Below are 20,207 nucleotides of genomic sequence, written 5' to 3'. Positions count from 1 at the left end.
TGAGCGAGGGCCTTCAAACTTGCGGACGCGTGCTAGGCCTTACCGTCGCTGCGTCGTCCGTAACTCGGAGGCACCGAAATCACGAGATAGTATTCGCACCGGCGCGCAGTCTTGTTCTCGAACCAGTGCTCGACGTCGACTTCGAAATACAGCGAGTCACCCTCATCCAGAACCGTCTCGGTATCCTTGGTGCGCACGGTGACGCGTCCGTGCGTGGCAAGGACGTGTTTGGATGTGCCCTGCGGGTAGGCGGGCAATTTGCCGGTCGAGGTTTTCGGGGGCAGGTGATGCAGGACGACTTCCACTGCCATGCCGGCCATGACGGGCGACAGCAGGAAGCGCTCGAAGCCCGTCTTTGAATCGCGAAAGATCTGGCGTTGATCCTTGCGCACCACAGCGAAGGCCCGGCGCGGCGCGTCGTCGTCGCCCATCAGCGTCGAGAACGATGTTTCCAGAGCCAGCGCGATACGTCGCGCGACCCCGATCGTCGGGCTCTTCTCGCCGCGCTCGACTTTCGACAGCATCGCCCGACTGACACCGGACTGCTTGGAGAACTGCTCCAGGGTCAGGTTGGCCTGTTCACGCAATATGCGAACCCGATCGCCGAATGCGCGACTGACGGGGTCTTCACGAACGACCTTCCGCGTCGCCGGTTTCGCCATATCGGGTGCTGCTCCAATGTCATTCGCGGATGTAATCCGCCGGTGATTCCATCTTAGGCGCCGTTGCCCGCCATGTCACATCCTGCTGCGGCAGATGACCGCGTGCGTCTTCTAAAGAATAAATAGCCGGGATGATCAGCTTGCCAAAATCTTCTATCGAAGATAGGTGTATCTTTAGAAGATGCCGGCGATCCGTTCGCCGACAAGCAGACATATCAGGAGGAAGAATGCACCTTGTTACTTTCCTGCATGAGGGCCGGGCCACGGTCGGCATTGCAGATCAGGCGCTCACTCAGGTCTCGCCGCTGCCGCGCGACGTTGCCCCCGATATGATTGCGCTAATTGCCAATTTCGATAGCCTGAAGGGTACGCTTACCGCTTCAGCGGGCGCGCCCCTTCCTATCGCCAGCGTTGAGCTTCTTGCGCCAATCCCGCGCCCGGCACGCAATGTGTTTTGCGTTGGCAAGAACTACCATGAGCACGCGAAGGAATTCGCGGGTAGTGGTTTCGACTCCTCGGCAAAGGAAGTCGTGCCGGAAGCGCCAGTCATCTTCACGAAGCCGTCGAGCACGGTGATCGGTTCCGGCAAGTCGATTCCGAATTATCTCGATCCGACCGACAGCACCGACTACGAAGGCGAGCTGACGGTCGTCATCGGGCGTGGCGGCCGCGGCATCAAGAAGCAAGACGCGCTGGCGCATGTGTTCGGTTACACGATCATCAATGATGTCACGGCACGCACGCTGCAGCACAAGCATCGTCAGTGGTTCATCGGCAAGGGCATCGACGGTTTCTGCCCGATGGGTCCGGCGATCCTGACCGCTGACGAGATGCCCGACCCGACGAAAATGCGACTGACGACATCCGTCAACGGCGAAAAGCGCCAGGATGCGTCGGTGACCGATCTCATCTTCGACATTCCGACGCTGATCGAGACGCTCTCGGCAGGGATCACGCTGGAGCCGGGCGATCTGATCGCGACCGGAACGCCGGCTGGCGTCGGCCTCGGCTTCACGCCGCCGCGCTTCCTGAAGAAGGGCGACGTGGTTACGATCGAGGTCAGCGGCATCGGCAAACTCGAAAACCCGGTCGGCTGATTAAGCTTACATCGGTTGCGGTTTTGATGAAGAGGCGCGGGGCATCATCTGCCCCACGCTCAATTCTGCGAACTTCACAACTTAGAGCTTTGAGAGCGCTCCAAGGCGCGCAGGCGCTGTCTCCCGAGATGGCGCGTCGTCCCCTGGATGCGACTGAAACCAATGCGTTGCTTAAAAACAAAACGGGAGACAAGTATGAAACGTCGTGACTTCATTGCAGGCCTCGGGGGCCTGTCGACGCTCGCTTTGACCGGTCAGGGCGTACGCGCGCAGGAAGCCTGGCCAAGCCGCAACATCACCATGGTCGTGCCATTTCCGGCCGGCGGGCAGGCCGACATCGCCGCGCGTCCGGTCGCGAGCTATATGCAGAAGGTCCTCGGCAAGCCGGTCATCATCGACAACCGCAGCGGCGCCGGCGGCTCGCTCGGCAACGCGACCGTTGCCCGCGCCCAGCCTGACGGGCATACGCTGCTGATGACGCTGTCGTCGCTCGCGGTGCTGCCTGAGTCGGATCGCATCTACGATCGGCCGGTCGCCTATGAAGTCGATCAACTGCAGCCTGTTGCGCGCGTGCTCGCAGATCCGACCCTGTTCGCCGTGCCGGCTAGTGCGCCCTGGAAAACGATTCAGGAATTCGTCGCCGACGCCAAGGCGCGACCCGGAGCGATATCATACGGATCGTCGGGCCCGTTCGGTACGTTGCACGTCTCGATGGAGATGTTTGCGATCGCCGCTGGCATCAAGCTGCTCCACGTCCCTTATCGCGGCGCAACGCCTGCGATCAGCGATCTCCTGGGCGGCCAAATCCAGGCGCTGGCCTCGGCGCCGGGCACGCTCAAGCAGCATGTCGATGCCGGGACACTGCGTGTTCTCGCGAACTTCGGCGGTGAACGCCTCGCTGCCTTCCCGAATTTGCCGACGTTCAAGGAACTGGGCTATCCCGATGTCGAGTTCTACATCTGGGCCGGTCTGTTCGCGCCGAAGGGAATGCCAGCTCCTGTCGTGACCAAATTGCGCGAGACCATGACGCAGGCGATGAGCGATCCGGAAGTCACGAAGACATTCGAGGCTGCCGGCAACATGCCCGCCTATCAGGACTCGGAAGAGTTCGCGGCGTTCGTGGCCAAAGACAGCGCGCGTCTGGTTGCCGTCGCAAGGAAGATCGGCAAGGTCTAATTGCGGCTGCGCGTCCACTCCGACAGCCAGGCCGTGAAGCGGCCGCTGTCGCGGGTGCCGCCATGCCAGGCGGCAGTCATCTGACCGTCGCTCGCAACCATCAGCACCACGTCGAGACCCGCCGAACGGCGCAGGGTCTCTACGGCCTGCTGCGGCGTCTGTGCGATCGGGCCAGCGACGTTGAATGAGGTATTCACCGAGAGCTCAACGCCGATATGGCGACCGAGCGCCTTGAGATAGGCATAGGTTAGTGGATCGTCCTCGGCGCGGACGATCTGGATACGGCCGGTGCCATCGGCATGGATAACGGCCGGAATTCTCTCCCGTGCATGAGGCTTCGATTGCGCCGTCAGCACCATGTAATTGTAGGCGTTGTAGTTCGCGTCAGACGCGCCTTCCAGCAAATCGAAATACTCGTGCGCCGCGTCAAGTGTCGCCATCGGCGCCAACGGGCGGATCGCCTCGCGATATTTCACGCGTTCATTGAGCCGTTCGCGCGTACCGGCATCGCAGGGATTGGCGAGGATCGAGCGATGGCCGAGCGCACGTGGGCCGGTCTCTGCCGCGCCCTGATAAAGCGCGATGATGCCGCTCTGAGCGACCATGAAGGCCATCAGGTCGGCAATTGCATCGCAGCCCTCAGGCGTTGAGATATTGCCGATTGTCTGTGTCTTGATGTCGTCAGCCTGCAGTGCCGCGGTGATGTCGCTCTGTGTCGGCGCATCGCCGCAATAGAACGCGTGCGTCATCGCGGCGCCGCGTGGCGCGCCGATGAGATGCGCGAACATCCAGGCAGCGCCGATGGTCACGCCGGGGTCGCCGGGTGTCGGTGGAATCCACAGATGCAGTCGTTTCGCGCGACCTTGCGCCTTCTGGAACCATGTTTCGTCGAAATGCTGCAGCAGTCGCATGTTGCCGAGCGCGTTCAGTGCCACGCCGCCGGTGAGCACCAGCCGATGCGCGCCGGTGGTGCGCAGTAGATGATCGACGACGTGCTTCATCGCGTCCTCGAACACAAGCTGCGTCGCTGCCGCTTTATCGAGACGGGCCTGCGTATCCGGCCGGTGCTGAATATCTTCGACGCGCAGCACGGCGTCCGGATTCCAGAGCTGATCTGGTTTGAGCGGCTCGCCGAGAATCTTGATCAATGCGGACTTGTAAGGTGCCTCGAACGGGTCGCAGTACCAGTTGCCCATGGCGCGGTTGAGCTGGATCTCACCATTTGCACCGAAATGCAGCACCTCGCGCAAGCGTGCGTAATACGGATTGCTGGCGCGGTCCATGTCGCCCCAGGCGGCCGCGCCCATATAGCGGCCCTCGCTGGAGAGCCAAGTCCAGCCGCCCTGTGTCGACGAGATGACGCTGTAGAACGCACCCAAGGAGTCGAAGACGCTGTTATTGCAATAGAGCCGCTGCATCTCGCCATGCTTGGCGACATATAGGGAGACCGAGCCCAGATCCCCTGTACCATCCAGCACGGCGATCGCGACCGGTTCGTCATCGGGGAAGGGCGATGCGGCAAAGGAGAACCAGGCGTGGTTGTCGTGATGGGGCACCATCAGCAGCGGGACACGCGCGGGCAGGCCGAATTGCTTGCGGAGCAGCTTCGGGGTCCGCGTCATCTGCTCGAGGCGCCGTGCGTCGAAGCTGACGGAGTTCTTGGTGCGCAGCAGCTTCAATCCGTCGGGAAGTTCTTCGACGATGCTTCGCACCAGCGTGCCGAGCAGATCAGGATAGTCCCAGGTCGTCAGCCATGCATCGATATCGGCGACGTCACGGCCCATCGCCTGCAGCGTGACGCGCATCGCATCGAGTGCTGCGCGCGGATATTGTGTGGTGTGCTTGTCGCCCGAGAATCGCTCTTCTTCGTTGTTGACGATGAGGCGCGGGCCATTGGCCTGCGTGACTTCAACCAGCGCCACGCCAGAATTATGCGTGCCGGGCAATCCGAGACCGGCAAGCAAGACCGTCTCACCGCGCGCAAGCTTGGCGCGGATCTCTGCGATGCGACGGCCCGTGAAATGGGAGTCGTTGGCGTGAAAACCTGCCAGCGTCATCGCCCAGGTCGCGACCGGTCGTGTGGCGCGGAAACAGAACCGGCCGAGACGGGGGAAACGGGGACCAATGCGTCGGGGGGATTTCAACGGGGTGCCTCGGATTGACGGAGACCCGCTTCAATCACATCAGGGGCAGGGCAACAATGCCCCACATCTAGTTCAGCCTGCGTTGAGGCGAACGCCGGCGCGGAGAAACTTCTGCGGATCGACAGCTTCGCCATCGATACGGGTTTCATAGTGCAGATGCGGGCCGGTGGAGCGGCCGGTCGAACCGACCAGGCCGATCACCTGGCCGATCTTGATGATATCGCCGACCTTGACGTTGATCGCGGACATATGGCCGTAGCGGGTCGACAATCCGTTGCCATGGTCGATCTCGACCATGCGGCCGTAGCCGCCGGCATAGGCCGCGGAGACGACGCGGCCATTGGCCGTGGCGCGGATCGGATCCCCGGTAGCACCGCGGAAATCGAGGCCGGTATGCATCGCAGGACGGCCGAGGAACGGATCGCTGCGCACGCCAAAGCCTGAGGTGAATTCGACTTCGCCGACGACGGGCTTGCGATAGGGCACCAGCGCCATGGTCCGGTTGAGCTTGTCCATCTGCGCGCGGGTCACGTGGATGCGGTAGAGTTGGCGTTCGAACGGATCCGCGCTCGATGACAATTTGACCGGCACAAACGGGCCGCCCATGGGCGCGCGCGGTGTGGCGGATTCGAGTTTCGCCATATTCAGCCCGAGGTCCGAAATCGCGCCGCGCATGCGACGAACCTTCGAGTCCATGGATTCTTCAGCCGCGGCGAGTGTCGCAATCTGGCGGCTCTCGACCTGATCGAGCGAGGCCTGCAGGCGACCAATCACATTGTCGACGCCGCCGAGTTTGGCGAACTGGTTGGGTGGCTGGGCGGTGAGCGCAGGCGTGCGGGACTCAAGCCGCGCTTCGCGATCCGGCGGCGCCACGAAGGTCACCGTATCGCTGATCGGCGACGGCTTGGGGATCGATGTCGTAGGCTCGATCGCGGCGCCACGGGCCGGCGGCTTGCCGATCGAACCTGTAACAGACAGATCGGGCATGGTGCCGAGCGCCGTGGCGCGCGATTCCAGCGTGGTCTGCCGGCGCATGACCTGATCGAGCTTCTGGTCGAACTGCTCCTGGTCCAGCATCTGGCGGCTGGTGGTACGGTCGATCTTGGCGCGGAGTTCGGCGATGCGATCTTCGTAGGCATATTGCATGTCCGCCTGGCGCGCGATGAGCTTGGTCAGCACGTCGTCGCGAAAGGCAAAGTAAGTGGCTGTGGCCGCAGACCATGCTCCCAGCACGGTCACCGTGCCGACGACGATCCAGAACACCACAGGCCCGATGCGGACCTGCTTGCCGCCATGAGCAATCGTATAGTCGCTTTGATTGGCTTTCGGGGGCGGCGCCTTGACCGGCCCGACGCGGCGCGCCTGTGGCCGTCCATGGTCGTGTGCGTGGTGCTGAGGGTACTCGGCATATTGGGTAGGGCGGTTCGACATCAGCACTCCTGATGCCAGCCGGAGACTCGTCGGCTGGCTCAACGGAGGCGATTTGAGCCCTTCATGGTTAATTTTGAGCAAATGACATTGATCAAATCCGACGTGCCTCTTCGAGCACCGCGTCTGCGTGTCCGTCCACTTTGACGCTGTGCCAGATCTTCGCGACGTTGCCTTTTGCATCGATCAAAACCGTGGTGCGAAGAACGCCTTCGAAGGTTTTGCCATACATCGATTTCTCGCCCCAGGCGCCATAGGCTTTCAGCATCGATTGCGTCGCATCCGACAGCAGCGGAACTCCCAGCGCGAACTTGTCGCGGAACGACTCCTGAGCCTTTAGTGGGTCGGCCGAGACGCCAAGCACGGCGGCGTTAGCTGCCTGAAAGTCGGCGGACAGGCGGGTGAAGTCGATGGCTTCCTTGGTGCAGCCCGGAGTGCTGGCGCGGGGGTAGAAGAAGATCACGAGCTTCTGGCCGGCATAGTCTGACAGCGAGACCGTGGCGCCGCCATCGCGGGGCAACTGGAAGGCCGGAGCCTTGGCCCCCTCGGCTGCGACACGAGGCGCCGGTGCGATTTTCTCGCGAGTTGCTTTCGGTGCCGCCACGGAGGGTGGCGCAGGCTTCGCAACTGCTTTGGGCGACGCCTTCGCGGCGATCGTCTTAGTCGCTGGAGCCTTTTTGGCGACAGGAGCCTTCGCGACTTTGGCGGCTGGCTTGGTTAGCGCCTTGGACACGGCTTTCGCCACAGGCTTGGCTTGCTTGGCGGCAGCCTTTTTGGCTGGGGACTTTGTCGCAGTCTTGGCTGGCTTCTTCGCCTTCGAGGGAGAAGCAGTCTTGGCCGTTTTCTTGGCGGTGGCCTTGGCGGGTTTCTTGCTGGCTTTCTTGGCCATGGATGTTCCTTTCTTCGCGTTCAGCGGTTCAATTGCGCGGCGCGCCCGACGAGGCGCTTGGCCGCAGTTTCCAGCGTCAATCCGGCTTTCGCGCCCGATGCGTTTTCTGCCACTGTACAGATGGCTCGTTTCGAGGGATTCTTGCGCGATTTCTTGGACATACGCCTTCCTTTCGTCGCTTTCAGCGGCTCAGTGTGATGACATTGCAAAGCACCAGCGATCGGGTGGCGGCACGTTGCGGTGCAAATGCGCTGGCCCAAATATGCTGGTCTCGGAGTATGGTTACAAAGGATTCGACGCAACACACGTTCCGTGCGCCATAGGGGCGCCGCAACGACCGCACGACGAGTTATAATTCAAACCGAGGATTGGCAGCGATGCCGGCAGAAGAGCGCTCGTCGGTTGTCGATGCGCGAAGGGCCGGTGACGATCATTCTCATAGTCAGCGCCAGCACCGAGAGGCAATGGCCAGAAATAAGCCGCCACAAGCGTATCGATCGCGCGCCGATGACGAGTCCTTGCAATGGGATGATGCCGATTGGGATCATCAGCATGACGAGGCCGGGCATCACCGTGCACGCCGCTTGCTGTCCAAGAAAGATAGTGGCTGGCACCGTTTCGGCGATCGACTCGTTGCGGTTCGCGATTGGCTGTTCGGCGGTCGATGGGTCAAGCGGATCGCGGCTGTTCTCGGCATCCTTCTGATTATTTTTGGCGTTTGCTTTGGCGCCTTGTGGGTCCGGCTGGGCGCAGGCCCGATCAATTTCGACATGGCCACACCGTGGCTGGTCGAGGCGATCCAGGACAATATCGGGCAGGGTAATACGGTCGAAGTTGGCGGCACGCAGATCGAACGCGCCGGGCGGGTCCGGATGGCTGTACGTATCCGCGACATCGTCGTCCGCGATCGTGATCACGCCGTCGTGGCCAGTGCTCCGAAGGCCGAAGTCCGGCTCTCCGCTGCTGCCATGATGATGGGCCGCTTGCGCGCCGAAAGCCTCAACCTGGTCGATGTCGTGCTGGCCGTGCGCATTACGCCGGATGGGCAGGTGACCGTGTCGACAGGCGAGAATGCTCGCCCGATTGCGACGGGTGTCGCATCGCCTCGCACACCAGGGTCGTGGCTCGGTCCGGGCAGACAACCGGAACTCACTTTCCCGCGGCAGCCGCAGCCGCCGGTGGTCCAGATTCCGCAGCCCCCTGCTGACAAGCGCGAGGCCTCCACCGGCTTGCTTGCGGGTCTCGATTGGCTCGACAGCCTGACCCTGTCGGGCCTCGACGGACAGAACCTCAACGAGATCGGCCTGAAGAACGGCAAGCTGGTGGTTGATGACCAGCAGCGCGGCAATACGTGGGACTTCAACAATATCAGCCTGACCCTGCGCCGACCGAGCGGCGGCGGCGTCATGATGACAGTGGGCGAAGGCGGCAAGGCCCCATGGACACTCGGCGTCACGGTCGGCGCGCCAGCCAATGGCGTGCGTGCGGTCAGTCTGCGCGCCGACAAGGTCTCGACCCGGAATATCCTGCTCGCGCTGCGCATGAAGGATCTGACTTACAGCGCCGATCTGCCGCTGACTGGTGAGTTGAGGGGCGAAATTGGGCGCGACGGCCTCCCGACCTATTTCCGCGGCAAGCTCACTGCAGGCGCCGGCAACATCATCGATAATGACACGCCGGATTATCCGATGCCGATCGATCAGGCGGAGCTGAGCGTCGAGTGGGATGCCGGCCGCCGTGTGCTGCTGGCGCCATTCAAGTTCGTGTCCGGTGAGAACCGCGTCACTTCGCTTGCCCATGTCGAGCCCCCCAATGGCGCGACCGACTCGTGGCAGGCAGGGATCAGCGGCGGCACAATCGTATTGGGTGGAGGTCCGGGTGAAGCGCCGCTGATCTTCAACAGCATCGACATTGGCTTGCGTTTCGATTCCGACAACCGTCGGGTTTTGCTGACGCGGGCGAATATCAGCAACGGCGAGATCGGCGTCGCCGGCACAGGCAGCATTGACTACGCCGGCGAGCCGCGCATGACCCTCGGCTTTGCGGGAACGCCGATGTCTGCCTCGGCGCTCAAGCGCATGTGGCCGATCCTGATCGTGCCTGAAGTACGCGAATGGGTCACCGAACGCATCGAGGGCGGACAGCTTCAGAGCATCGAGATCGGGGTCAATTCGCCAACCAAGAACCTGACACGGCGCGGGCCGCCAATCCCCGATGAGGGGCTGTCGGTGAAGATCCTCGCCAATGGGGTGGCGCTACGTCCGGTGGATGGCATGCCGGTGATCCGCGACGGCGATCTGCGCGCGCGCGTCACGGGACGGACCGCGACCGTGACCATCGGTCAGGCAAACTCCGAGACCGCGGGCGGACGCAAGCTCAATCTCAGCGATATCGTGTTCGAAGTTCCGGATATGGCGCCGAAGCCATCGCCAGCTCGCGTGCGTTTCAAACTGGAGGGACCGGTGGCGGCGGTGGCCGATGTCCTCAACTCCAACCGTCTGAGCGAAGTCACTGGCAACATGCTCGACCCGGCGACCACCAAGGGCAATGTGACCGCGCAGGTCGCCATGGGCATGCCGATCCAGCACGAACTGACCAAGGCCGATACGACCTACAACATCACCGCGGATCTGACGGCATTTTCCGCCGACAAGCTGGTGATGAACCAGAAGCTCGAAGCCAATTCGCTGAAGGTCACAGCGAACAATCAGGGTTATCAGGTCAAGGGTGACGTCAAGATCAACGGGCAGGCGGCATCGCTCGACTATCGCAAGCCGACCGATGGCGATGCCGATGTGCGTCTCAACGCGACGCTCGACGATGCAAGCCGCGCGCGGCTCGGTGTGGACCTCGGACCGGCGGTGGTCGGCAATCTCCCGATCAAGGTTGTCGGCAAGATTGGCTCCGGGGACCGTGACAGCAAGCTCGGGGTCGACGCCGATCTGACGCCGTTGAAGCTCGACAATATCCTGCCGGGCTGGATGAAGCTGCCCGGCAAGAGCGCTCGCGCTGTCTTCAACGTCGTGAAGAAGGGCGACACGACCCGTCTGGAAGATATTGTCGTCGATGGCGGTGGGGCTTCGATCAAGGGCTCCGTCGAAGTCGATCAGAACGGTGACCTCGTCGGTGTGAACTTCCCGACCTATTCGCCGTCTGAGGGCGACAAGACGTCGTTGAAGGCAGACCGTGGTCCGGATGGCGTATTGAAAGTCACGATGCGTGGCGACGTGTTCGACGGCCGCGGCTTCCTGAAATCGGCGATTTCAGGCAAGGATGGGGATCCCAAGAGCAAAACCAAATCGGTCGACTTCGATATTGACGTGAAGCTCGGCGCTGTTGCCGGTTACTATGGCGAGGCGGTTCGCAGCGTCGATGCCAAGATTTCGCGGCGCAACGGTACGATCCAGAAATTCTCCCTGAGCGGAAAGCTCGGACGCGACACACCGCTGACGGGCGACATGCGCGGGCGCTCCCAGGGGGCCGGTCGTGACGTCATCTATATAGAGACCAACGATGCCGGCGCCTTCCTGCGCGCGACCGACACCTATTCCAAGATGTCGGGGGGCCAGCTCGCACTGGCAATGGATCCGCCATCGTCGGACGCCCGCGCCAAGGAAGGCCTGATCAACATCCGCGACTTCAACGTCAAGGGCGAGGCGCAACTGGCCAGCGTCGCCGGAGGCGGGCAGAACGCGGCGCAGAGCAGCGTCGCGTTCTCGCGGTTGCGTGCCGAGTTCACGCGGCAAAACGGCCAGCTCACCATTCGGGACGGCGTTGTCAAAGGCCCGACCGTCGGTGCGACCATCGAGGGCAGCATCGATTACCCGCTCAACCAGGTTCGGATGAGCGGCACCTTTGTGCCGATGTATGGGCTGAACAACATGTTCGGCCAGATTCCGATTGTCGGACTGTTTCTCGGCGGCGGCAGCAATGAAGGCCTGATCGGCGTCACTTACGAAGTCGTCGGTACGCCAGGTGCGCCGGTGCTGCGCGTCAATCCGATCTCGGCCATGGCACCGGGCGTGTTCCGCAAGATCTTCGAATTCGGCACCGGCAAGCAGAACAATTCGGTCGAATTCCCGAACCAGAACAACAACAGCAACTAACGACGTCTGTGGCTCAAGCGCAGCGCTCGCCGCATTGTGCGGGGCTTAGCTTGACGCGAATTCGGATGCGAATCTCTGTATCAGCTTCCGGATGATGGCTGCCGTTTCGGGACGCCGTGTCAGGCAGCGCGACGTCGGACCGGCGACCACCAGCGACAACCGGCGATGTTGCACCGGCAAGGGCACGGCGACGCCCGCGAGGTCGGCGATATATTCCGATGAACTTTGCTGATAGCCGCGCTCGGCCGCCTCTCTGAGTTCGTCCTCGATCGCCTCTGCCGTTGTCGGTGTCGTGTGGGAGAAGGCTTCGAACTTGATCTTGCGATAGATCGCCTTGCGTTCCTCGGGCGAATGCTGCTCGAGAATGGCGCGGCCCACCGAACTCGCATGGACCGGAACGCGGTCGCCTATCTGCGCGAAGTAGCGCACCGAATGCGTGGACTCGACGACATCAAGGAAGATTGCTGACGTTCCGGCGAGGGCGGCGACGCCGGTCGTTTCGCCGGTCTGGTCGGCGATTTCGGTCACCAGCGCATGGGCCGCGTCCGGGAGCGGCTCGGCATCTGCGACAGCGCGGGCAAGCATTAGCCAGCGGGGGCTGGGATAGTAGCCGTTGCGCGCACGGGGCTCATAGAGCCAGCCCTTGTCGGCGATGGTGCCGACGAGATTGAACGTACTGGAGCGCGGCCAGCCGAGGTCGTCCGAAATTTCGGCCAGCGTTGCGGGGCGTTTGCGCCGGGCGAAATATTCCATCAGTTCCAGGACGTTGGCAGCTTGTCTGACCAGCATTGGAATTCTCATTCTTCCTTGTTGGCACGTCCCGCGTCGCGACACGCTTGCGATTCTGCGCGTTCTGGTTGGCCCCTGTATCGCCGAAACGTCCCTGAAGCCATCCAGATCGGCGGCGGCGGTCTTGACTTACAATTCACATATAGGTCTTATAAATTCATAAACAAGAATTATTCACGTGATTGCCGGGCTGGCGCCTTGCCAGGGTGAATCACGGAATTTGTCAGGGGAGGAATAGATGACCATTCGCAATACTGTTGCCGTGTCAGCCGTGGCGCTGTCGCTCGGATTGCTGTCCGCGCAGATGGCGTCGGCACAGACGCCGGTGAAGCTCGGCGTCCTCGCCGACATGTCCGGCATTTTCTCTGATATCGGCGGCATGGGTTCGTTCGACGCCACCAAGATGGCTGTCGAGGATTTCAACAAGCTTCCGGGCGCCGACAAGTTCAAGGTCGAGGTGATCCAGGGCGATCCGCAGAACAAGCCGGACATCGCGCGCAACATCGCGCGCAAGTGGTACGAGACCGAAGGCGTCGACGTCCTCGTCGACATTCCGACCAGCGCCACCTCGCTGGCTGTCGCGCCGCTCACGGCGGAGCTCAACAAGGTCGCGCTGTTCACGGCATCAGGCACGTCGGACCTGACGGGCAAGGCCTGCACGCCGAACTCGGTGCATTGGACCTATGACACCTGGGCACTGGCGCACGGTACGGCCGACGCCATGACCAAGGCCGGCGGCAAGAGCTGGTTCTTCCTTACTGTCGACTTCGCGCTGGGCGCTTCGCTAGAGCGTGATGCTACAGCCGTCATCAATGCCAATGGTGGCAAGGTGCTCGGCAGCATCAAGCACCCGACCGATTCTAACGATTTCGCGTCCTATCTGCTGCAGGCGCAGGCCTCCAAGGCCGAGGTCATCGCACTGGCGAATGCCGGCGGCGATACCATCAAGGCGATCAAGCAGGCGTCTGAATTCGGTATCGTGCAGGCGGGCCAGAAGCTCGCCGGCATGCTGATGTTCATTTCGGATATCCACTCTCTCGGTCTCAATACGGCGCAGGGCCTGCAGCTCACTGAGGGCTTCTACTGGGATCTGAACGAGCAGACCCGCACCTTTGGCGAGCGGTTCGCCAAGCGCAACAACGGTCGCTATCCCAGTATGAACCAGGCCGGCGCCTATTCGGCGTCGCTCACCTATCTGAAGGCGGTCGCCAAGGTTGGCTCGCCGAAGGATGGCGCGGCGGTCGTGAAGGCGATCCGCGAGATGGGTACGTTCGACGATCCGCTGTTCGGCAAGACCACGCTGCGTGAAGACGGCCGCGTGCTGCACGACATGTATCTGCTCCAGGTCAAGAAGCCCGCTGAGTCGAAGAAGCCGTACGATTATTACAATGTTTTGGCGACGATCCCGGCCGACACGGCCTTCCGTCCGCTCAAGGACGGCGGTTGCCCGCTGATCAAGTAACGGCTGCAGCAACGAACGATGAGAACGCGCAGATGTCGGTGACCCCGCGCTGCGCGTTTTTCTTTTTCTGAACCGCGATATCAAAACCATCACAAGGACAACAGAATGCGTCTCGCCAATAAACTCGCCGCCGTCACCGCTGCTGCATCGGGCATGGGACGCGCCGGCGTCGAACTGTTCCTCAAGGAAGGCGCCAAGGTCGCCGCCATTGACGTCAATGCGGACGCGCTCGCGCAGCTCAAATCCGACATGAAGAAGCTGGGTTATGAGCTCACCACCATCCAGGCCGATCTGTCGAAGACCGAACAGATGAAGAGTTCAATCAACGACGCGGCTGCCGCGCTCGGCGGCATCGATATCCTCTGGGCCCATGCCGGCACGCCGGGTCCGGCCGGCGTCGAGAATCTCGACCTCACGGCCTATGAATTTGCGATGGCGCTCAACGTCACCTCGGCGACGCTGGCGGCCGGCGAAGTGATCAAGCACATGCGCAAGCGCGGCGGCGGCTCGGTGATCTTCACCTCGTCGGTGTCGGGCATTGTCGGCTCCATGATGAGCCCGATCTATTCGGCTGCTAAGTTCGCTGTGGTCGGCCTCACCAAGTCGCTGGCACAGGCATTCGCGCCCGAAGGCGTCCGCGTCAACGTGATCTGCCCGGGTCTTGCGGATACACCGATGAAGCTCGGTTTCACCGGCCGCTCGGGCGTCGCAGCGGAAGCTGCGGCCAACGAGGCCAAGCTTTTGGCGGCAGTGCCCATGGGCCGTCTCTGCAAGGCCGAGGATGTGGCGCATGCCGCGCTGTGGCTTGGTTCGGATGATGCTTCCTTTATCACGGGCGTTGCGCTGCCGGTGGACGGCGGCTTCACCGCGCGTTGATCGGCAGTCACTCCTAAAATAGCAAAGGGCGCAGTCATTGCTGACCGCGCCCTTCGTGCTTGAGGGATATCTGCGTCAGGCGGCGCGAACGCCGGCGAGGAAGGTTTTGACTTCGCCGGACAGTTGCTCGGCCTGTTTCGACAGGCCGGTTGCCGCACTCAGCACCATGCCCGCAGCGTTGCCGGTCTCGTGCGCTGCCGAGCTGACACCGCCGATATTGGTAGTGACGTTCTGGGTCGCCTGCGCCGTCTGCGTCACGTTGCGAGCAATTTCCGCAGTCGCCGTACCTTGCTCCTCGATGGCAGAGCCGATCGTGGTGGCGATGGCGCTGACTTCTTCGATCGTGGCGGTGATGCCCTGAATGGCATCGACGGCCTCCTTGGTTGCGCTCTGGATCTGCGCGATGCGGGTACTGATCTCCTTGGTGGCATCGGCAGTCTGGCCGGCCAGGCTCTTTACCTCGGTGGCGACCACAGCAAAGCCGCGGCCGGCATCGCCGGCACGTGCAGCTTCGATGGTGGCGTTCAACGCGAGCAGATTGGTCTGGGCGGCGATGGTCTGGATCAGCTCGACAACATGTTCGATCTGCTGCGCGCCATCGGCCAGCGCGCGCACGATGGTGTCGGTGCGCCGGGCGCTGTCGACGGCATGCGTCGTGATTTTTGCGGATTGCGCCATTTGGCGCGCGATCTCGCTGATCGACGACGACAATTCCTCGGCGGCAGATGCTACCGTCTGGACGCGGGTGCTGGCTTCAGTTGCGGCCGAACTCACCATCGTAGCCTGCTGGTTGGTCCGGTCGGCCGTCCCCGTCATGGACTGTGCGGTGGCTTCGAGCTCGGTCGAACCCGATGCCATCAGTCCGACCAGCTGGCCGACGGATGCGTCGAAGCGATTAGCGAGAGCGATCAGAGCGTCGCGCTTTTCGGTTTCGCTCATCTGCTTGAGCTTGGCCTGCTCGGCTTCGAGAGACCGTGCCGTGAGTGAGGTCTGCCGAAGCATTTCCAGCGTTTCCGCCATGCGGCCGATTTCGTCGCCGCGATCGGTTTCCTCGACCTTGGCGTCGAGCGCGCCGTTGGCGATGTCATGCATGCGTGACTGCAACCGGCGAAGTGCACCGAGGATGTCGCTGGAAATCAGCCAGGACAACAGCGCCATCAGCGCGAGGACGCCAGCACCGATAGCGCCGAGGCGCATCAGCAGCGCATTCATGTCGGCATCGAGGTCGTCCACATAGACGCCGATGCTGATGACGACGTTCCACGGCGCAAATTTGCGCGCGAACACGACTTTCGGCCGAGGCTCATCCTGTCCAGGACGTGGATACAGATAGGTCGCGGTCGCACCTTCAGGCTTGCTGTTGGCGGCGGCGATGACGGCGGAGGCGATCAGGACGCCATTGGAATCCTTGCCGTTGGTGATGGTGCCTTCGAGCTTCGGTAGCGTGCCGTGGACCATCACGGTGGAGTCGGCGCGATAGGCGAGCACGTAGCCCTGTCCCTTGTCGAACAACATGCGCCGGCTGCGCAGGCGAAGCTGATCTTCAGCTTCCGGCAGCTTCATCCTGCCGGCTTCAACCTCGTCCTGGAGCGATTGCGCGAGGCCAGTGACGAGATCGACGGCGGTGCGGAGCTGCAAAATCCGATCCTCCATCATCCGCTTCTGACTAAGCGAAGCGGCGACCGCGATGACGGCGCAGACCGCAATGGCAGAGACCGCGACCATGCTGACGAGCTTGGTGCGGATCGTGAAGTTACTGAGCAGACTCATCTGGACCTCGGCGTGAGAGTGACCAGACAATAATACCGTCAACCTGCTTACCAATGGTAAATCACGGGTTGCAATGCGCATCTTGAAGCGAGTTCAGCATGCGTCGCTTCGTCAGGTCCTGAAATGAAAAAGGCGCAGTCATTGCTGACTGCGCCTTTCATTCAATGGGGTTTAGTTCGTCATGCTTAGGCGGCGCGCACGCCCGCGAGGAAGGTGGTGACTTCGCCTGACAGTTGTTCGGCTTGTTTCGACAGGCCGGTCGCAGCACTCAACACCATGCCGGCGGCATTGCCAGTCTCATGCGCTGCCGAGCTGACACCGCCGATATTGGTGGTGACGTCCCGCGTCGCCTGCGCGGTCTGGGTGACGTTGCGGGCGATCTCTGCGGTCGCGGCACCTTGCTCCTCAATGGCCGAGCCGATCGTGGTGGCGATGGCGCTGACCTCTTCGATGGTCGCGGTGATGCCCTGGATAGCGTCGACCGCTTCCTTGGTCGCACTCTGGATCTGCGCGATGCGGGTGCTGATTTCTTTGGTGGCGTCGGCGGTCTGACCGGCGAGGCTCTTCACTTCGGTCGCCACGACGGCGAAGCCGCGGCCTGCATCGCCTGCGCGGGCGGCTTCGATCGTGGCATTCAGCGCCAGCAGGTTGGTCTGGCCCGCGATGGTGGAGATCAGTTCAACCACGTGTTCGATCTGCTGCGCGCCGTCAGCGAGGGCGCGAACGATGGTGTCGGTGCGGCGGGCGCTATCGACGGCGTGGGTGGTGATCTTGGCCGACTGCGCCATCTGACGCGCGATCTCGGCGATCGACGACGACAGCTCTTCGGCGGCCGCGGCGACCGTCTGCACGCGGGTGCTGGCCTGCGAGGCGGCGGTGCTAACGATATCAGCCTGATCGTTGGTGCGGGCGGCGGTGCCGCTCATCGACTGCGCGGTGGCTTCGAGTTCGGTGGAACCGGACGCCATGAGGCCGACCAATTGACCGACGGAGGAGTCGAAACGATCGGCGAGGGCGATCAGCGCGTCGCGCTTCTCGGCTTCGCTCATCTGCTTCAGCTTGGCCTGTTCGGCTTCCAGCGTACGTGCCGTGAGCGAGGTTTGGCGCAGCATCTCCAGCGTCTCGGCCATGCGGCCGATTTCGTCGCCGCGATCGGTTTCGCCGACGTTCTCGTCCAGCGAACCATTGGCGATTTCATGCATGCGCGTCTGGAGTCGGCGCAGTGCACCGAGGATATCGCTGGCGATCAGCCAGGACAGCAGCGCCATGACGGCGAGAACGCCAGCGCCGACAGAACCAAGGCGAACAAGCAGGGCGTTCACGTCGGTGTCGAGGTCATCGACATAGAGCCCGATGCTGAAGGTGACGTCCCAAGGAGCATAGTAGCGTGCGAAGACCATCTTGGGGACAGGTTCTGTCTGACCCGGTCGTGGATAGTAATAGAAGGTGCTGCCGCCGGTCGGCGTCTGACGCGCGGCTTCGATGACGGCCTTGGACATCACGACGCCATTCGAGTCCTTGGCGCCCCTGTTCGTGTCTTCGAGCTTTGGGTTACCGCCATTTACAAACTGGACGCCATCAGATCTGTAAGCGAGGAGATAACCTTGCTTGTTGCCGAAGGTCATGTTGCGGGCCAGCTGGCGATAGCGCAACTGGGCGTCGGCCAGGCTCGTCTTTCCGGCGGTGACATCTTCCTGCACGGCATCTGCCAGGGTCACCATCAGTTCAGCCGCGGTCTTGAGCTGCTCCATGCGGTCCTGCTGCATGCGCTTCTGGCTGAGCGAAGCGGCGACGGCAACAACGGCGCAGACCGAAGCGACGGACACCAGCACCATACTGGTGAGCTTGGTGCGGATGGTGAAGTAACTGAGCAGACTCATCTGAACCTCTGAATGTGGCAGGCCGGACAATAGTACCGCAAATCTGCTTACCAATGGTGAATCACGGATTGCGACGCGCATCTTAAAGAGGGGCAGTGAGTGTCACTTGGTGGCAGGCGCTCAAAGCAGAAAGGCGCGGTCATCGCTGACCGCGCCTTTCATACAAGGATGTAGCTGCGTTTTAGGCAGCCCGCACGCCGGCGAGGAACGTCGTGACTTCGCCAGACAATTGCTCGGCTTGCTTCGACAGGCCGGAAGCGGCGTTGAGCACCATGCCGGCAGCGTCGCCGGTCTCATGCGCGGCAGCGCTGACGCCGCCGATATTGGTGGTGACGTCCTGCGTAGCCTGCGCGGTCTGGGTGACATTGCGGGCGATCTCCGCGGTCGCGGCACCTTGCTCCTCGATCGCAGAGCCGATCGTGGTGGCGATGGCGCTGACTTCCTCGATGGTGGCGGTGATGCCCTGGATCGCGTCGACAGCTTCCTTGGTCGCACTCTGGATCTGCGCGATGCGGGTGCTGATTTCCTTGGTGGCGTCGGCGGTCTGGCCGGCGAGGCTCTTCACTTCGGTGGCCACGACAGCGAAGCCGCGGCCTGCATCGCCGGCGCGGGCGGCTTCGATCGTGGCATTCAGCGCCAGCAGGTTGGTCTGGCCCGCGATGGTGGAGATCAGCTCGACGACATGCTCGATCTGCTGAGCACCGTCGGCGAGGGCACGCACGATGGTGTCAGTGCGGCGGGCGCTGTCGACGGCGTGGGTGGTGATCTTGGCCGACTGCGCCATCTGACGCGCGATCTCGGCGATTGACGATGACAGTTCCTCGGCGGCGGCGGCGACCGTCTGCACGCGGGTGCTGGCTTGCAAGGCGGCAGTGTTGACGATGCCCGCCTGGTCATTGGTGCGGGCGGCGGTGCCGCTCATCGACTGCGCGGTGGCTTCGAGCTCGGTCGAACCGGATGCCATCAGGCCGACCAACTGGCCGACCGAGGAGTCGAAACGATCGGCGAGGGCAATCAGCGCGTCGCGCTTCTCGGCTTCGCTCATCTGTTTCAACTTGGCCTGCTCGGCTTCGAGGGAGCGGGCGGTCAGCGAGGTCTGGCGCAGCATTTCCAGCGTTTCGGCCATGCGGCCGATTTCGTCGCCGCGATCGGTTTCGCCGACATTCTCATCGAGCGCGCCATTGGCAATCGCGTGCATACGAGCCTGCAGCCGGCGGAGTGCGCTCAGGATGTCGCTGGCCATCAGAAAGGACAGCAATGCCATCACAGCAAGGACGCCGGCGCCGAGCGAGCCGAGGCGGACGAGGAGAGCATTAACGTCGGCGTCGAGGTCATCGATATAAAGGCCGGTGCTGAACGTGATATCCCATGGGGCATAGTAACGAGCAAAGACCATTTTGGCGGTCGGCTCGGTCTGGCCGGGACGCGGATAGAGATAGTAAGTGCTGCCGCCATTTGCGGTCTGGCGTGCGGCGTCGATGATGGCCCTTGAGATCAGAATGCCATTGGAATCCTTGGCGCCCGTATTCTTGTCTTCCAGCTTCGGGTTGCCGGCATTCACCAGGAGAACGCCATCAGGTTTGTAGGCGACGAGATAGCCTTGCTTGTTGCCGAAGGTCATGTTGCGAGCCAGTTGGCGGTAGCGCATCTGGGCGTCGGCCAAGGTGATCTTTCCGGCTGCAATTTCTTCCTGCATGCTGTCGGCCATGCCAACCATCAGATCGACGGCAGTGTGAAGCTGCTCCATGCGGTCTTGCTGCATGCGCTTCTGGCTCAGCGAAGCGGCCACCGCGATGATGGCGCAAATAGACGCAGCAGAGACCAGCACCATGCTGGTGAGCTTGGTGCGAATGGTGAAACGGCTAAGCAAACTCATGTCGACCTCTGATCGGAGCACTACTGGCAAAGAGATACCAGCGAGTCGCTTA

The 20,207-nt window shown here is 62.3% G+C and carries 15 protein-coding genes; 5 read left to right on the top strand and 10 right to left on the bottom strand.

The window, feature by feature from the left end; all coding sequences use genetic code 11:
• Positions 1–32: 32 nt before the first annotated feature.
• A complete protein-coding gene (locus tag AB8B20_RS04915; protein ID WP_089264128.1) occupies positions 33–662 on the bottom strand; it encodes a helix-turn-helix domain-containing protein in 630 nt (209 codons plus the stop codon).
• 227 nt (positions 663–889) lie between these two features.
• Between AB8B20_RS04915 and AB8B20_RS04910 the strand changes: the two genes are divergently transcribed.
• Positions 890–1,759: a fumarylacetoacetate hydrolase family protein gene (locus tag AB8B20_RS04910; protein WP_093758407.1), complete on the top strand. Its 870-nt coding sequence runs from the start codon at positions 890–892 to the stop codon at positions 1,757–1,759.
• Between the two features lie 195 nt (positions 1,760–1,954).
• Positions 1,955–2,935, top strand: coding sequence for a tripartite tricarboxylate transporter substrate binding protein (locus AB8B20_RS04905; protein ID WP_439071827.1), 981 nt, complete (start codon positions 1,955–1,957; stop codon positions 2,933–2,935).
• Here AB8B20_RS04905 and AB8B20_RS04900 read toward each other — a convergent pair.
• From AB8B20_RS04900 to AB8B20_RS04880, 5 genes are all read right to left on the bottom strand, one after another.
• On the bottom strand, positions 2,932–4,992 hold the full coding sequence (locus AB8B20_RS04900; RefSeq protein ID WP_439071826.1) for a carbamoyltransferase C-terminal domain-containing protein: 2,061 nt from the start codon (positions 4,990–4,992) through the stop codon (positions 2,932–2,934). The genes AB8B20_RS04905 and AB8B20_RS04900 overlap by 4 nt on opposite strands.
• 159 nt (positions 4,993–5,151) lie before the next feature.
• A complete protein-coding gene (locus tag AB8B20_RS04895) occupies positions 5,152–6,510 on the bottom strand; it encodes a M23 family metallopeptidase (RefSeq protein ID WP_439071825.1) in 1,359 nt (452 codons plus the stop codon).
• Between the two features lie 91 nt (positions 6,511–6,601).
• Positions 6,602–7,396 (bottom strand): peroxiredoxin, encoded by a 795-nt coding sequence (locus AB8B20_RS04890; protein WP_439071824.1) that lies wholly within the window; start codon positions 7,394–7,396, stop codon positions 6,602–6,604.
• Between the two features lie 20 nt (positions 7,397–7,416).
• Positions 7,417–7,557 carry a hypothetical protein gene (locus AB8B20_RS04885; protein WP_158005733.1) on the bottom strand — a complete coding sequence of 47 codons (141 nt, stop codon included), beginning with the start codon at positions 7,555–7,557 and terminating at the stop codon, positions 7,417–7,419.
• A 195-nt stretch (positions 7,558–7,752) separates the two neighbouring features.
• A complete protein-coding gene (locus AB8B20_RS04880; RefSeq protein ID WP_439071823.1) occupies positions 7,753–8,313 on the bottom strand; it encodes a hypothetical protein in 561 nt (186 codons plus the stop codon).
• On the opposite strand from AB8B20_RS04880, the gene AB8B20_RS04875 reads away from it, so the two are divergent.
• A complete protein-coding gene (locus tag AB8B20_RS04875) occupies positions 8,269–11,502 on the top strand; it encodes a DUF3971 domain-containing protein (RefSeq protein WP_231080587.1) in 3,234 nt (1,077 codons plus the stop codon). The two genes, AB8B20_RS04880 and AB8B20_RS04875, sit on opposite strands and share 45 nt — an antisense overlap.
• A 45-nt stretch (positions 11,503–11,547) precedes the next feature.
• Here AB8B20_RS04875 and AB8B20_RS04870 read toward each other — a convergent pair whose 3' ends face one another.
• On the bottom strand, positions 11,548–12,291 hold the full coding sequence (locus tag AB8B20_RS04870; protein WP_439071822.1) for an IclR family transcriptional regulator: 744 nt from the start codon (positions 12,289–12,291) through the stop codon (positions 11,548–11,550).
• A gap of 238 nt (positions 12,292–12,529) precedes the next feature.
• On the opposite strand from AB8B20_RS04870, the gene AB8B20_RS04865 reads away from it, so the two are divergent.
• Both AB8B20_RS04865 and AB8B20_RS04860 read left to right on the top strand, forming a co-directional pair.
• Positions 12,530–13,753: an ABC transporter substrate-binding protein gene (locus AB8B20_RS04865; protein WP_089264135.1), complete on the top strand. Its 1,224-nt coding sequence runs from the start codon at positions 12,530–12,532 to the stop codon at positions 13,751–13,753.
• A 105-nt stretch (positions 13,754–13,858) separates the two neighbouring features.
• Positions 13,859–14,629, top strand: a complete 771-nt coding sequence (locus AB8B20_RS04860; RefSeq protein ID WP_439071821.1) for an SDR family NAD(P)-dependent oxidoreductase — start codon at positions 13,859–13,861, stop codon at positions 14,627–14,629.
• 75 nt (positions 14,630–14,704) lie between these two features.
• On the opposite strand, the gene AB8B20_RS04855 is transcribed toward AB8B20_RS04860, so the two are convergent.
• The 3 genes from AB8B20_RS04855 to AB8B20_RS04845 form a co-directional block, all read right to left on the bottom strand.
• On the bottom strand, positions 14,705–16,399 hold the full coding sequence (locus AB8B20_RS04855; protein WP_439071820.1) for a methyl-accepting chemotaxis protein: 1,695 nt from the start codon (positions 16,397–16,399) through the stop codon (positions 14,705–14,707).
• A gap of 185 nt (positions 16,400–16,584) precedes the next feature.
• Positions 16,585–18,279: a methyl-accepting chemotaxis protein gene (locus tag AB8B20_RS04850; RefSeq protein WP_439071819.1), complete on the bottom strand. Its 1,695-nt coding sequence runs from the start codon at positions 18,277–18,279 to the stop codon at positions 16,585–16,587.
• 181 nt (positions 18,280–18,460) lie between these two features.
• A complete protein-coding gene (locus tag AB8B20_RS04845) occupies positions 18,461–20,155 on the bottom strand; it encodes a methyl-accepting chemotaxis protein (RefSeq protein ID WP_093758416.1) in 1,695 nt (564 codons plus the stop codon).
• Between the last annotated feature and the right edge of the window lie 52 nt (positions 20,156–20,207).

This window comes from Tardiphaga sp. 866_E4_N1_4, from assembly GCF_052076075.1.
GTDB lineage: Bacteria > Pseudomonadota > Alphaproteobacteria > Rhizobiales > Xanthobacteraceae > Tardiphaga > Tardiphaga robiniae.
Note: the sequence above shows the minus strand (reverse complement) of the source record. Positions and strands in the feature narration are given on the sequence as shown.